This is a genomic window from Ectothiorhodospira sp. 9100, from assembly GCF_022227565.1.
GTDB classification, from domain to species: Bacteria; Pseudomonadota; Gammaproteobacteria; order Ectothiorhodospirales; family Ectothiorhodospiraceae; genus Ectothiorhodospira; species Ectothiorhodospira marina.
Map to the genome: position 1 here is coordinate 67360 of NZ_JAJNAN010000001.1, position 13417 is coordinate 80776.

Consider the following 13417-nt stretch of genomic DNA (forward strand, 5'->3'; position numbering starts at 1 on the left):
CCCCCCTTACCGACGATGCTAGAATCCCCTGATCAACATTCGACTCGCACACCCATGCCCCATACCTACCCCAAACGCGTCATCGTCGGCCTGTCCGGCGGTGTGGATTCCTCCGTGTCTGCCCTCCTGCTCATGGAGCAGGGGTACCGCGTCGAAGGCCTGTTCATGAAGAACTGGGAGGACGACGACGAACCCGGCTACTGCTCAGCTGCCAAGGACCTGGAAGACGCCTGGGCCGTGTGCGAGGAGCTTGAGATCCCCCTGCACAAGGTGAACTTCGCCAAGGAATACTGGGACCGCGTGTTTGCCCACTTCCTGGAGGAATACCGCGCCGGACGCACCCCCAACCCGGACATCCTCTGCAACCGGGAGATCAAGTTCCGGGCCTTCCTGGATTATGCCCTGGACAAGGGGGCCGACCTGATCGCCACCGGCCATTACGCCAGGGTTCGGCAGGGTCACGACGGTCAATACCAGCTGCTGCAGGGCCAGGACCCGAACAAGGATCAGTCCTACTTCCTCTACACCCTGGGCCAACGCGCCCTCTCGCGCACCCTCTTCCCCCTGGGCGAACTGGAAAAGCCCCGTGTACGGGAGATTGCCGAGCGCGCCGGGTTCGTCAATCACGCCAAGAAGGACAGCACCGGGATCTGTTTCATCGGCGAGCGGCGTTTCCGGGATTTCCTGCAGCGCTACCTGCCCGCACAGCCCGGCGAGATCGTCAGCACCGACGATCAGGTGCTGGGGGAGCATCAGGGCCTGATGTACTACACCCCGGGCCAGCGCCAGGGGCTGGGCATCGGCGGCGTGCAGGGTGCGCCCGAAACACCCTGGTACGTGGTGGACAAGGACATGGACCACAACCGGCTCATCGTCGCCCAGGGCCATGATCACCCGTCCCTGCAGTCCACCGGACTGACCGCCGTGGACCTGCACTGGGTGGCCGACCACCCCCCTACCCTGCCCCTGCGCTGCCAGGCCAAGATCCGTTACCGACAGGCACACCAGGACTGCCTGGTGGAAGCGGTACCGGAGGAACCAGGCGCCCTGCAGGTACGCTTCTATGCCCCCCAGCGGGCCGTGGCGCCGGGTCAGTCAGTGGTGTTCTACGCAGGGGAACACTGCCTGGGCGGCGGCATCATCGCCCGCCGGCATCCAATACAGCCATAAGCACTGCTGTCCCTGTGGGAGCGGCCCTGGCCGCGAATGGGCGAACCAAACTACGGCGCCGGTTTCGGGTTTCGGGGCAGGCCCTCATCCGGAGTGAGTCCCTTGCGGCGGGACGCCGTGAATACCTCCCTGTAGGCTTGACCGCCGCATCCATGCGGCGAACACCCGCCTCCAGGGACCCACCCCGGACGAGGGCCGGATGCATCAGTGGTTCCTGTTATTCGCGGCCAGGGCCGCTCCCACAAGGGCACGGGTAAGCCACACAGGCTGGCCCGTGCAAAGCCGGCTTTATGGTATCTTCCCAGCATTAACCCACCCAGCAACAAGATATTCCCGTGGAATCCTCACACCATAATCGCGCCCTGGCCCTGGCGGCCCTCTTTCAATCCGCCGGCATGGTCAAGGAAATCGCCTGGCATGGCCGCTGCGACCTGGATCAGCTGCAGACCATGGTGGGCAGCCTGTTCGCCTTTGAAGCCGACACCATCGAGGGTGTGTACGGCGGCGTGGAGAACCTGGAGCGGGGCCTGCGCATCCTCCTGGAACAGATCCAGTCGCCCTCGCATCAAGTGGACGCAGAGATCTCCCGCTACGTGATCAGCGTGCTCTACCTCGAGCGCAAACTCATAAAAAAACCAGAGATGATCAAGAAATTACGGGATGGCATTGATGTGGCCAGTCACCAAAGTGAGGCCTTTGGGATGACCCACGAGAACATCATGGCGCGACTGGGCGAGACCTATCAGAACACCATCAGCGAACTGGGCCCACGGATCATCGTCCAGGGGGACCAGAGTCATCTGGGCAACAGCAACAATGCCGCGCGTATTCGCACCTTGCTGCTGGCGGGGATTCGAGCAGCGGTGCTGTGGAGACAGGCGGGGGGATCGCGGTGGCGGCTGATCTTCAGCCGAAATGCGATCGTGGCCGAGGCCAAGGGGATTCTGGACCGGATCGTGGAGTAAACCCCCCCCTTCTCCCAATGGTAAATCCGAAGGTAAGCCCGAAGTGTGAATCCTGGATCGGATCGTGGAGTAACCCCCCCTTCTCCCCTCGGGGGAGAAGGGTCGGGGATGAGGGGAGCGGCAGGCATATTGCCAACTCATGGGGGGGGCCCCCCCCCCCCCCCCCCCCCCCGCGGGGGGGGGGGGGGGGGGGGGGCCCCCCCCAGGACCGGCATAGTGCCCGCCTCCCCCCCCTCATCCCCAGCCCTTCTCCCCCGAGGGGGAGAAGGGGGTGTCTGTCGCCGAACCTTGCTTCTTGCAGGTTGAGGAGCTCTTCCCTACAGGAACGCCTGCGGCGATACTGAGGAACTGACGTTGCAGACTCAAGAGAATGGAGACGCCATGTCTGGCAACAACCAAGTGCAATCCCTCACCTGGCTGCGCCCGGGCCAAACAGACGAACCCTTTCCGCCGGTGGATCGCGCCCTGCGTGAACCCAACGGGCTGCTGGCGGCAGGCGGGGACCTTAGCCTGCCGCGGCTGCTCAATGCCTACCGGCACGGCATCTTCCCCTGGTACGAGGCCGGACAGCCCATCCTCTGGTGGTCACCGGATCCCCGCACCGTGATCTACCCCGAGAATGTGCGCGTCAGCCGCAGCCTCGGAAAGACCCTGCGTCGCGGCGAGTTCACCGTCACCTTCGACCAGGCATTCAACGAAGTGATCAAAGGGTGCGCCGGCCCCCGGCGTGGCGTGGACGGCACCTGGATCACCTACGGCATGCAGCAGGCCTTCACGCAGATGCATCGCACCGGCTATGCCCACTCGGTGGAAGTATGGCGGGAAGGGGAACTGGTGGGCGGTCTGTATGGGGTCACCGTGGGCCGGGTGTTCTTCGGCGAATCCATGTTCAGCCGTGCCACCGACGCCTCCAAGGTGGCCCTGGTGGTGCTGTGCCGGCATCTGCAGCACTGGGGCTATCCGCTGCTGGACTGCCAGACACCTTCCGAGCACATGAGCCGCATGGGCGCCGAATCCATTTCCCGGGCACGGTTCAGCGCCCGGCTGGATCAGTTGTGCTCCGTGCCGGGACGCCCCGGGCCCTGGGAAGTGGAACCGGGACTCTGAGGCCCACCCCTACTGCTTGTCACCCAAGGTGATATTCACCTCCAGCACCTCGCAGTCCCCTTCGCTCTCCAGGTTCATCTGCACCGCATCGTCACCCACCTGGACGTATTTGCGGATCACCTCCAGCAGCTCCTTGTGCAGGGCGGGGAGATAATCCGGCCCCGAGCGACTGCTGCGCTCCCGGGCCACGATGACCTGCAGGCGCTCCTTGGCCACCTTGGCGCTGGTCTGTCGCGGGCTCCGGAAATAATCGATGATACCCTTCATGACGATCAACCTCTGAACAGGCGTCCGAAGATGCCCTTTTTCTGCGTGGTAATGAAGCGGTGTGGGCGTTCCTCGCCCAGGAACCGGGCCACGGCATCCCGGTAAGCTTGTCCCGCGTCCGATTCCTTGTCCAGCACCACCGGCATCCCGGCATTGGAGGCATTGAGCACCGCCTGGGACTCGGGAATCACGCCCAGCATGCCGATGGACAAGATCTCCTGCACATCCTCCACGCTGAGCATCTCGCCCTTCTCCACACGATCCGCCGAGTAACGGGTGATCAGCAGGTGAGCCGGCAGGGGATCCTCCCCCTGCTCGGCGCGCCGGGTCTTGCTGGACAGTATGCCCAGCATCCGGTCCGAGTCACGCACACTGGATACCTCGGGGTTGGTCACCACAATGGCCTCATCGGCAAAATAGGCCGCCATCAGTGCGCCGCGCTCGATGCCGGCGGGGCTATCACAGATGATGTAGTCGAACTCCTTGGACAACTCATCCAGGACCGCCTGCACCCCTTCCTGTGTGAGGGCGTCCTTATCCCGGGTCTGGGAGGCCGGGAGGATATAAAGGTTCTCGGTGCGCTTGTCCTTGATCAGGGCCTGGCGCAGGTTGGCATCGCCGTTGATGACGTTGACGAAGTCGTACACCACGCGGCGCTCACAACCCATGATCAGGTCCAGATTGCGCAGACCCACGTCAAAGTCCACGACGGCGGTCTTGTGCCCCTCCTGGGCGAGGCCGGTGGCGATGGCGGCGGATGTGGTGGTCTTGCCGACCCCTCCCTTACCCGAGGTAATCACTACAATGCGTGACATAAAGCCTGCATCTCCTTAAAAGGTTCAGCACTAGATTTCCGAGATCTTGATGGTCTCACCGGACAGGGTGATCAGGCGGTTATCCCCCCGCTCCGAGTCCAGGATATCCTCTGCAATGCGGTAGTGTCCGGCAATGGATACCAATTCTGCATCCAGACGCCGACAAAAGATGCGTGCCGACTCCAGCCCGCGCACACCAGCCAGGGCCTTGCCCCGGAGCGGGCCATACACATGAATATGCCCATCGGCCAGTACCTCCGCCCCCGCCGATACGGCCCCAGTGATGATCAGGTCGCCCCCGCGGGCATACACCTGCTGTCCGGAGCGCACCGGTTGGTTGACCACCAGGGAGGGCGTATGGGGCGCCGGCGCCGCGGGGGCGGGCTCCGCAGGCGTCTCCGGGGTGCTTTCGGTCGCCGGAGGCGGTGCCGGCCGCAGCGGCACCTCGCTACCAGCGCGAGGACCAAGCACGATCAGCGGCAGACCGGTACGGTCGGCCAGCGGTGCCGAAGCCTCGCTATGCAGTAATCCGATCAGCTTCAGGCCATGCTGGCGCACCGTTTCCAGTACCGAGAGCAGGTCCTGAGCCGATGTACCGGCCATGGCATCCATATCGACCACCACGGGCATGTCACGCATGAGGTCCGGGGCCTCCTGCATGCGGGCCTCCAGGGCCTCCTGTAGCACCGCCGGTTCGGCCGGCTGCAGCTTCAGGATGGAGACCAGGATCATTCGGCCCTTGAACTCGATCGGCTGGATAGGGCTGGGGTTGGCACTCATGGGGATTTGTCCGGCAGATCGGCCAGCGTTGCCAGCCTTTGAGGATGTATTGAATCTATCGAGGCGCGCATTGTAACGGTTTGCTGGATTGTACGCGCCGACAACATGATAATATGCTTATACTATAAAGCGAGTCCCACAGCCGCCGTGGTGAGTGCCATCGCCACCATGCAGGTCGTCCGTTCGACCCTCCCCCGGCTGACCACTTAGAGGTATGGAGCGAAGTATCAATGAGTCAAAAAGACAAGCACATCCAATCAGCCGTCCAGCGGGCGCTGGGCAATGAGGGCCTTTCCCGGCGCGATTTCCTGCGCCTCTCGGGAGGCGGGGCCCTGCTGGCCGGCGCCGCCTCCAGCGGCCTGCTCTACCCCGGCGCGGCACGCGCCGTGCCCACCAACGCCCGCATCGTCATTGTGGGTGCCGGTGCCGCGGGCCTGTCATGTGCCACCCGCCTGAGTCGCGAACTGGACGGCTCCCAGATCACACTGATCGACCGTCGCGAAGAACACTATTACCAGCCTGGCTTCACCCTGGTGGGCACCGGCGTATGGGGTGTTGCCAAGACCACGGACAAGAACAGCCGTTATATCCCCTCCGGCGTGAGCTGGATTCAAGACATGGTGGCTGAATACGATCCGGACAACAACCGGGTGATCACCGACGATGGGCGCACCGTGAAATACGACTATTTGATGGTGGCCACCGGACTTCAAATCAACTACACCGACATCGAAGGCATGTCCACGGACCTGATCGGCCAACGCGGTGTGGGCTGCGTGTATGACCGCCCGGACCACGCGCAACGCACCTGGAGCGCGCTTGACCACTTCGTGGACAACGGTGGCGTGGGCCTGTTCACTCGCCCGCCGGGCGCCATCAAGTGCGCCGGTGCGCCGCTGAAGGTGACCATGCTCACCGAGAGCCGCCTGAAGGAACGTAGCACCCGGGATCGAGCCGAGATGCACTACCTGCCACCGGGGGCCGGCCTGTTTTCCCAACCCGATGCCGACGACTTCCTGAGCAAGCACTTCCCGGAACGTGGCATACAGATCCATTGGGACCACCCGCTCAGAGCCATCGACCCGGACGCCAAGACCGCCACCTTCGCAACCCCGCTGGGTGACGAAACCCTGGATTACGACTTCATCCACGTGGTGCCGCCCATGAGCGCACCAGACTCGCTGCGCGAGAGTGAACTGGCGGCTCAGGAAGCCCCGTTCCAGGGCTGGCTGGAGGTGGATCGTCACACCCTGCAACACAACCGTTATCCCAATGTCTTTGGCGCCGGCGATATCAACGGCGTGCCCATCGGCAAAACGGCGGCCAGCGTGAAGTCCCAGGTCCCGGTGGCCGTGGAGAACATGATCCAGGCCATCCAGGGCCGGGAGAACTCAGCCCGCTACGACGGCTATACCTCCTGCCCATTGATCACGGAACTGGGCAAGGCCATCCTGGTGGAGTTTGATTACGACCTGAACATGAAACCCTCCTTCCCCTTCATCAGCCCCTACGAGGAACACTGGGTGCCGTGGGTCATGAAGGATCGTCTCCTGCTGGCTGCCTACCGTGCCATGCTGCGCGGCCGTATCTGATTCACGTTGCAAATTTAGGAGCAAGCAATGGCCTTTTCATTCGTCGGTATTCTGGCTGTGGTTCTGGAATTTTTTCGCGGGTGGTTATGGGTGCTGGTCCCGCTGGTGATCCTGGATCTTGTCCTGCTGGGTCTGTTCTTCAAACGCACGGTGGGTCGTCGCCGCAAGTTTTCGCTGCCCTTCAAGGCCTCCATCGGCTTTGGGGTGTTCACCTTCGTGATGGCCTTGATCACCCTGCCAGGGATCACCCGCTCCAGTTGGGAGATGCTGGCGGGCGCGGTGGATTACCTGGCATTGATCGGTGCCAGTCTCGGTTTCGGGGTGCTGTTCACCATCCTCGTCTTCCCGGTGATGCTGCACCTGGTGGGTATCGGTGCCAGGGTAAAACCCGCGCAACAGGCAACGCGTCAGGCACCTCCCGCCCAGGAGAAATCGCAGGCCGAGCCCCAGGGGACAGCGGAACCTCAGCAATCCCAGGGCTAACTCTCATGCATCAAGGTCACAAGTCACCCCCGATGATGAAAGATACATACCTAGCCCCTCTCCCCTGCGGGGGAGAGGGGTTGGGGTGAGGCGGGAAGGGCTGGCACAGTGCCTGTCCCGCCCCTCATCCCCGGCCCTTCTCCCCGGGGGGGAGAAGGGAGTGTCTGTCGCTGAATCTTGGTTCTTTCACGTTAACTCTCATGCATCGCGGTGGTGAGCCACCCCCGATGATGAAAGATACGCTCCGAGCCCCTCTCCCCCGTGGGGGAGAGGGGTTGGGGTGAGGCGGGAAGGGCTGGCACAGTGCCTATCCCGCCCCTCATCCCCGGCCCTTCTCCCCGAGGGGGAGAAGGGAGTGTCTGTCGCTGAACCTTGCTTCTTTCACGTTAAGCCCAACCTCATGGGAGCGGGGTGCCCCGCCCTGGTGGCGGGTTCATGACCGCTTGACAGCCTCTCCCACCCCCGGCTAGCTTTCACCCACCCTCCCAACGCCGGGCCTGTCATGAAGATCAGCCACCACGAACTGCCGCTTGCCACCGAGGCCCCCATCCAGATCGTGGATGTCACCCAGCATGTTCGTGACCTGATCGCCGACAGCGGTATCCGCAATGGCATCGTCACCCTGATCTCGCGACACACCACCGCCTATGTGAACCTCAATGAGCAGGAGCCCATGCTCCAGCAGGACATGCTCACTTACCTCAAGCGCCTGGTGCCCCGCGATGGGGACTACCGGCACAACGAGAAGCCGGTGGATGGCCGGGACAACGCCCACTCCCATCTCATGGGGCTGTTCATGAACGCCTCTGAGACCATTCCCATCGTCGATGGCGAAATGCGCCTGGGCAGCTGGCAATCCATCTTCTTCATCGAACTGGACGGCCCCCGAGCGGAGCGCCGTCTGTCCGTCCATTTCATGGGGACCGAGTAACGCCCATGCAGGCCTCCGACATCGACGGCTTTTTTGCCGAAGCCGACCAGATCGATCTGGAAAAACACCTCATTCTGGAATACACCCTGGAATGCGTGGGTGACCCGCGCACCGCCGCCGCGCATCTGTGCAGCGAGCAATCCACGGCCCAGTGGAAACGGGTGGACGTGGACGAGGATCTGCGGCCGCGTTTTGGGGCCAAGGTGCTGGAACTGGAGATCATCGAGGAGCGCGAGGCCCTGAGCTATCCCGTGCAGCATGCGGCCCAGGGCAGGATCTTCGCCTGCCGCGTGAAGATCGCTCATCCTCATGAAAACTTCGGGCCGCGCATCCCCAACCTGATCTCGGCCGTGCTGGGGGAAGGGCCTTTCTTTACCCCCGGTATCCCGCTGATCAAGCTGCAGGACATCCACTTTCCCAACAGCTACCTGACCCACTTTCAGGGCCCCAGGTTTGGGGTGCAGGGGCTGCGCGACCAGCTCAATGCCCATGACCGCCCCCTGTTCTTCGGTGTCATCAAGCCGAACATCGGCCTGCCACCGGATGCCTTTTCAAAGATCGGCCACGAGGCGTGGCTGGGGGGGCTGGACATCGCCAAGGACGACGAGATGCTGGCGGATCCGGACTGGTCGCCCCTCACCGAGCGCTGCGAGCACTTGGGCCACGCCCGCCGGGCGGCTGAAGAGGCCACTGGCACACCCAAGATCTACCTGGCCAACATCACCGATGAAGTCGACCGATTACTGGACCTGCACGATGCGGCAGTCGCCAGAGGCGCCAACGCGCTGCTGGTCAATGCCCTCCCCGTGGGCCTGTCTGGCGTGCGCATGTTGCGCAAGCATACCCAGGTACCGCTGATCGCCCATTTCCCCTTCATTGCCCCCTTCAGCCGCCTGCCCCACTACGGCGTGCACAGCCGGGTGATGACCCGCCTGCAGCGTCTGGCCGGCTTTGATTCGGTGATCATGCCCGGCTTTGGCCCTCGCATGATGACCACCGACGAGGAAGTGCGCGACAACATCCGCGCCTGTCTGGAACCCATGGGCCCCATCAAGCCCTGCCTGCCGGTCCCCGGCGGCAGTGATTCGGCAGCGACACTCAAGCGGGTATATGACAAGGTGGGCAGCGTGGATTTCGGCTTTGTCCCCGGCCGGGGCGTTTTCGGCCATCCCATGGGGCCCCGCGCTGGCGCCACCAGCATCCGCCAGGCCTGGGACGCCATCGCCGCCGGTATCGACGTGCACGCCCACGCCCGGAACCACCCGGAACTGGCGGCCGCCCTCAAGGCCTTTGGTGAGTAAAGAGAAAAAAGGGGACAGATTTATTTTCCGGCCCTCCGGGCCAGAAAATAAATCTGTCCCCTTTTTTCAGTGAATACGATCCCAGAACTGGCCGGCCAGCACCTCCAGGTGCTCGGATAGTTGGGTGAGCTCCTCGGCGGCCTGCTCGATATTGACGATGGCTTCGGCATTGCCATCCGCGGAATGACGGATGTTGGTGATGCTGCGATTGATTTCCTCGCTGACGGCGCTCTGCTCGTCCACCGCCGTGGCGATCTGCACGCTCATCTCGGTAATGGAACTGACACTGCGGGCGATCTCCTCCAGGGACTGGGCCGCCTCATCGGCCTGACGGACACTGCGCCCGGCCTGTTCCTGGCTCTGACCCATCACCTGAACAGAAGACTGGGCACCGGCCTGAAGCCTTTCGATCATGCTCTGGATCTCCTGGGTGGCGTTCTGCGTGCGGGCTGCCAGGCTGCGTACCTCGTCAGCCACCACGGCAAACCCACGCCCCTCCTCGCCAGCGCGAGCTGCCTCGATGGCGGCATTCAGGGCCAGTAGATTGGTCTGCTCGGCAATCCCCTGGATCACCTCCACCACTGTACTGATCTCCTCGGTGCGTTGTTCCAGTTCATGAATCGCCTGGGTCGCCCGTTCCACCTCGTCCGAGAGGTGACCGATGGCCTCGCCGGTGGACACCACCACACGTCGCCCACTGTCGGCACTGGTATCTGCCTCCTCGGCCGAACGGGCAGTATGCTGGGCATTGCGCGCCACTTCCTGCACGCTGGCGGCCATCTCGTTCACGGCGGTGGCCACCTGATCGGTCTCGGCCTGCTCACGCAGGATCTCCTGTCGCGTTTGTTCGATGACACCCACCATATCCTTGATCTGCCGCGACAGCCGGCGAGCGGCCTCGGCCACACGACCCACAGCGGCTCCGGTCTCGGTGGCCAGCATGCGCATGGCAAACTGGATCTCTCCCACCTCATCCACACGGCCGGTATAGACATACTGACACAGCGGGTTACGCACGACCGAACGAGCCTGCGCCTGCAGTCGGGCCAGGGGGCGGGTCACCCACCCAGCCCACCCAGCGGCCAGTGCCACAAACAGCAGTACCGGGACCAGTGTCTGAATCGCTGGCGCGCCCATCAAGATCCCACCAAGCCAGCCCAGCATACCCGCCAACCCCACAGCCCCGAGCAGGCGCATACGCAATCCGGGCATGGGCCAGCGCAAGACCCAGAGCGTCTGACCGGCCATCACCTGGGCATACAGCCTGTCGGCGCGCTCCACACACTCCCGGGGAGGACGGGTGCGCACGGATTGGTATTCGGTGATGCGACCATTGTGATGAATCGGTGTGACATAGGCACTCACCCAGTAATGATCGCCGTTCTTGCAGCGATTTTTTACCAGCCCCATCCAGGACTGCCCACCCTTGATGGTGTCCCAAAGATTCTGGAAGGCCGCGGGGGGCATATCCGGGTGACGGACGATATTGTGATTCTGACGCAGCAATTCATCAGCCGAAAAACCGCTGATGTCCACGAAATCATCATTCACATCGGTGATCGTGCCCTTGGCGTCAGTGGTGGACAGGATGTTGACGTTGGCGGAAAAGGTCTTCTCCCGCCCGGTAACCGGTAGATTCTTCTTCATGGTTTGCCTCCGGTACGGGCAAGGACCGGGTATGAAAAGGAGTGCTTCACGTCAGTCATCAGTTACGGCGCTCCCAGAATTGTCGGGCCAGCAGCTTGAGTTCCGCGGAGAGTTCCGCCACCTGGCTGGCCGCCGACTCGATCTGCTGACCAGACTGGGCATTGGCATCGGCATAGCCACGGATGCGGGTGATGCTCTGATTGATCTCCTCGCTGACCGAGCCCTGCTGATCCACCGCCGTGGCGATCTGTGCACTCATGTCGGTGATGGCGGCAACGCTGCGAGCAATCTCTTCCAGGGAGCGGGCTGCCTTGCCCGCCTGCTCGACACTCTTGACCGCCTGTTGACGACTGTTCTGCATCACCTCCACCGAGGAATGGGCGCCCCGCTGAAGCTTCTCGATGGTGGTCTGGATCTCCTGGGTCGATTCATGAGTGCGGGAAGCCAGGCTGCGCACCTCGTCGGCCACCACGGAAAAACCGCGGCCGTGCTCACCGGCCCGGGCCGCCTCGATGGCAGCATTCAGGGCCAGCATATTGGTCTGCTCGGCAATACCGCGGATGACCTCCAGCACCGCCCCGATGGATCCAGCGCTTTCCTCCAGCTGGCTGATGACTTGAGCCGCGCGCTCCACCTCATCAGCCAGCTGGCCGATGACCTGTTCGGTGGAAGCCACCACCTGACGCCCCTGACCAGCGCTGGTATCGGCGGTGGTGGCTGCCTCGGCGGCGTTTTGTGCGTTGCGGGCCACTTCCTGAACGCTGGCGGTCATTTCATTGACCGCTGTGGCCACCTGATCGGTTTCCGCCTGCTGACGGAGAATCTCATCCCGCGTCCGTCGCACCGAGCCCACCATGGAATCGGCGTGCTCAGCCAATTGGCTGGCGGCATCGGATACCCGGCCCACGGCAGCACCGGTCTCGGAGCGCAACATGCGCATGGCGAACTCGATCTCCCCGAATTCGTCCGCGCGGCCGGTGTAAACATACTGCCCCACCGGATTACGGGTAATCCCGCGGGCCTGGGTACGTAGCTGTCCGAGAGGGCGTACCAACCAGGCACTCAGGCCGCTGCCCAGTATCAGGGCCAGCAATACCGGCACCAGGCTGCTGATGATCGGCGTACCCCACAGCCCGCCGAGTGCCAGGGACAACGCTGCAGCCATCACCATGCCGCCCACCAGACGCACGGCAACCGGCGGCATGGGCAGACGCATGACCAGGGGCAAACGATCGTTCATGAGTCCGGCATACATGCTGGTGGCCCGATCCACCCACTCCCGTGGGGGGCGGGTGCGCACGGATTGGTATTCCGCCACCTGCCCATCCTTGCGGATAGGCATGACATAGGCGCTCACCCAGTAATGGTCGCCATTCTTGCAACGGTTCTTGACGAGCCCCATCCAGGCACGACCGCTCTTGACACTATCCCAAAGATCCTTGAACGCCGCCGGGGGCATGTCAGGGTGGCGGACAATATTGTGATTACGCTTGAGCAACTCCTCCTCAACGAACCCGCTGATGCGGATGAAGTCGTCGTTGACGTAGGAAATGGCCCCCTTGAGGTCCGTCGTGGACAGAATATTGGCGTGATCCGATACGGCCTGTTCCCGGCCCGTGACCGGCAGATTCTTCTTCATGGATCATTCAACCCCTGAGTTATGCTGCAACGCGCATTCCTGTCGATGAATCATCCTTGTCTGCCGACCCTCGCTCACCCGCGGTGCCCCGCCCCCCTGAGCGGGGCACCGGCAGTGATCAGACCATGACGGGCTTGCCGATCAGCCATTCATGCAGGAACAGCGAGAAGGCAAGATAACCGACCAGGCCCACCACCACGGTGATGGCATCCGCCTTCAATGTAGCGGCAGCAGGCGCCATTCCCTGAGCGGAATCTCTCTTGCGGGCGGCACGGAAGGACAGCACGGCCCAGACCAGCAGCGAACCGAAAAGAATGACGTCGGCCAGTGTGCCGTTGGCGAACAGATGCCCCAGGGCCCATACCTTCACGGCGATGACCATGGGATGGCCGAGGCGGGCCTTGATGTGGTTATTGGGGACAAAGGCGGCCGCCAGGATAATGAAGGCCACCAGATTGAACAGGGCGGTCACGTGGAAGGTCCACAGCGGCGGCACCCAGAGCCAGGTGGGGTCCACCCGAGCCATGCCATAACCCCAGACGATCAGGATAAAGCCGACCAGGGAAAGAACGGATGCAAATCCCGTCCAGGCCTTTTCGCCAAACTGGTCGATCCGGGCGCGACGCCAGTCGTCGGCGAAGATGCGGGTGGAGTGCATGCCCAGGAAGAGCACAAGACCAAGGATCATCACGAACACGGTAACGCTTCCTTCTGAGTTGA

General features: G+C 63.0%; 13 protein-coding genes. 7 read left to right on the forward strand and 6 right to left on the reverse strand.

Annotated features, from left to right (window positions below; all coding sequences use genetic code 11):
* The first annotated feature begins 54 nt into the window (after nt 1-54).
* The 3 genes from mnmA to aat all read left to right on the forward strand — a co-directional run bounded on the left by mnmA (nt 55) and on the right by aat (nt 3242).
* Nucleotides 55-1170: a tRNA 2-thiouridine(34) synthase MnmA gene (mnmA, locus tag LPW29_RS00325; RefSeq protein WP_238626353.1), complete on the forward strand. Its 1116-nt coding sequence runs from the start codon at nt 55-57 to the stop codon at nt 1168-1170.
* A gap of 335 nt (nt 1171-1505) precedes the next feature.
* Nucleotides 1506-2135, forward strand: a complete 630-nt coding sequence (gene hflD, locus LPW29_RS00330; RefSeq protein WP_238626354.1) for a high frequency lysogenization protein HflD — start codon at nt 1506-1508, stop codon at nt 2133-2135.
* A 381-nt stretch (nt 2136-2516) separates the two neighbouring features.
* Nucleotides 2517-3242 carry a leucyl/phenylalanyl-tRNA--protein transferase gene (aat, locus tag LPW29_RS00335; RefSeq protein WP_090253568.1) on the forward strand — a complete coding sequence of 242 codons (726 nt, stop codon included), beginning with the start codon at nt 2517-2519 and terminating at the stop codon, nt 3240-3242.
* A 9-nt stretch (nt 3243-3251) separates the two neighbouring features.
* On the opposite strand, the gene minE is transcribed toward aat, so the two are convergent.
* The 3 genes from minE to minC are packed head-to-tail and all read right to left on the reverse strand — an operon-like array spanning nt 3252 to nt 5104.
* Nucleotides 3252-3509: a cell division topological specificity factor MinE gene (gene minE, locus LPW29_RS00340; RefSeq protein ID WP_090253570.1), complete on the reverse strand. Its 258-nt coding sequence runs from the start codon at nt 3507-3509 to the stop codon at nt 3252-3254.
* Nucleotides 3510-3514: 5 nt separating this feature from the next.
* Entirely contained in the window at nt 3515-4324 is an 810-nt protein-coding gene (minD, locus tag LPW29_RS00345) for a septum site-determining protein MinD (RefSeq protein ID WP_090253572.1), read from the reverse strand.
* A gap of 30 nt (nt 4325-4354) precedes the next feature.
* Complete coding sequence (minC, locus tag LPW29_RS00350; protein ID WP_238626355.1) at nt 4355-5104, reverse strand: septum site-determining protein MinC; 750 nt, start codon at nt 5102-5104, stop codon at nt 4355-4357.
* A 230-nt stretch (nt 5105-5334) separates the two neighbouring features.
* On the opposite strand from minC, the gene LPW29_RS00355 reads away from it, so the two are divergent.
* The 4 genes from LPW29_RS00355 (at nt 5335) to LPW29_RS00370 (ending at nt 9411) form a co-directional block, all read left to right on the forward strand.
* Nucleotides 5335-6696: an NAD(P)/FAD-dependent oxidoreductase gene (locus LPW29_RS00355; protein WP_238626356.1), complete on the forward strand. Its 1362-nt coding sequence runs from the start codon at nt 5335-5337 to the stop codon at nt 6694-6696.
* A gap of 27 nt (nt 6697-6723) precedes the next feature.
* The gene (locus tag LPW29_RS00360; protein WP_238626357.1) at nt 6724-7179 is read left to right on the forward strand and encodes a hypothetical protein; all 456 of its coding nucleotides are present in this window, start codon (nt 6724-6726) and stop codon (nt 7177-7179) included.
* Nucleotides 7180-7681: 502 nt separating this feature from the next.
* Nucleotides 7682-8110, forward strand: coding sequence for a secondary thiamine-phosphate synthase enzyme YjbQ (locus tag LPW29_RS00365; RefSeq protein ID WP_238626358.1), 429 nt, complete (start codon nt 7682-7684; stop codon nt 8108-8110).
* A gap of 5 nt (nt 8111-8115) precedes the next feature.
* Entirely contained in the window at nt 8116-9411 is a 1296-nt protein-coding gene (locus LPW29_RS00370; RefSeq protein ID WP_238626359.1) for a RuBisCO large subunit C-terminal-like domain-containing protein, read from the forward strand.
* 66 nt (nt 9412-9477) lie between these two features.
* Here the strand turns inward: LPW29_RS00370 and LPW29_RS00375 are convergent, their stop codons facing one another.
* The 3 genes from LPW29_RS00375 to LPW29_RS00385 all read right to left on the reverse strand — a co-directional run bounded on the left by LPW29_RS00375 (nt 9478) and on the right by LPW29_RS00385 (nt 13385).
* Nucleotides 9478-11058, reverse strand: a complete 1581-nt coding sequence (locus LPW29_RS00375; protein WP_238626360.1) for a methyl-accepting chemotaxis protein — start codon at nt 11056-11058, stop codon at nt 9478-9480.
* Nucleotides 11059-11116: 58 nt separating this feature from the next.
* The gene (locus LPW29_RS00380) at nt 11117-12697 is read right to left on the reverse strand and encodes a methyl-accepting chemotaxis protein (protein ID WP_238626361.1); all 1581 of its coding nucleotides are present in this window, start codon (nt 12695-12697) and stop codon (nt 11117-11119) included.
* 118 nt (nt 12698-12815) lie between these two features.
* The gene (locus LPW29_RS00385; protein WP_238626423.1) at nt 12816-13385 is read right to left on the reverse strand and encodes an NnrU family protein; all 570 of its coding nucleotides are present in this window, start codon (nt 13383-13385) and stop codon (nt 12816-12818) included.
* Nucleotides 13386-13417: the final 32 nt, after the last annotated feature.

Bases quoted from the DNA above. Each gene is read 5' to 3' on its own strand.
- minE (WP_090253570.1), bottom strand. From the start codon at position 3,509: ATGAAGGGTATCATCGATTATTTCCGGAGCCCGCGACAGACCAGCGCC.
- mnmA (WP_238626353.1), top strand. From the start codon at position 55: ATGCCCCATACCTACCCCAAACGCGTCATCGTCGGCCTGTCCGGCGGT.
- aat (WP_090253568.1), top strand. From the start codon at position 2,517: ATGTCTGGCAACAACCAAGTGCAATCCCTCACCTGGCTGCGCCCGGGC.
- LPW29_RS00360 (WP_238626357.1), top strand. From the start codon at position 6,724: ATGGCCTTTTCATTCGTCGGTATTCTGGCTGTGGTTCTGGAATTTTTT.
- LPW29_RS00365 (WP_238626358.1), top strand. From the start codon at position 7,682: ATGAAGATCAGCCACCACGAACTGCCGCTTGCCACCGAGGCCCCCATC.
- minD (WP_090253572.1), bottom strand. From the start codon at position 4,324: ATGTCACGCATTGTAGTGATTACCTCGGGTAAGGGAGGGGTCGGCAAG.
- LPW29_RS00355 (WP_238626356.1), top strand. From the start codon at position 5,335: ATGAGTCAAAAAGACAAGCACATCCAATCAGCCGTCCAGCGGGCGCTG.
- LPW29_RS00385 (WP_238626423.1), bottom strand. From the start codon at position 13,385: ATGATCCTTGGTCTTGTGCTCTTCCTGGGCATGCACTCCACCCGCATC.
- minC (WP_238626355.1), bottom strand. From the start codon at position 5,104: ATGAGTGCCAACCCCAGCCCTATCCAGCCGATCGAGTTCAAGGGCCGA.
- LPW29_RS00380 (WP_238626361.1), bottom strand. From the start codon at position 12,697: ATGAAGAAGAATCTGCCGGTCACGGGCCGGGAACAGGCCGTATCGGAT.
- LPW29_RS00370 (WP_238626359.1), top strand. From the start codon at position 8,116: ATGCAGGCCTCCGACATCGACGGCTTTTTTGCCGAAGCCGACCAGATC.
- LPW29_RS00375 (WP_238626360.1), bottom strand. From the start codon at position 11,058: ATGAAGAAGAATCTACCGGTTACCGGGCGGGAGAAGACCTTTTCCGCC.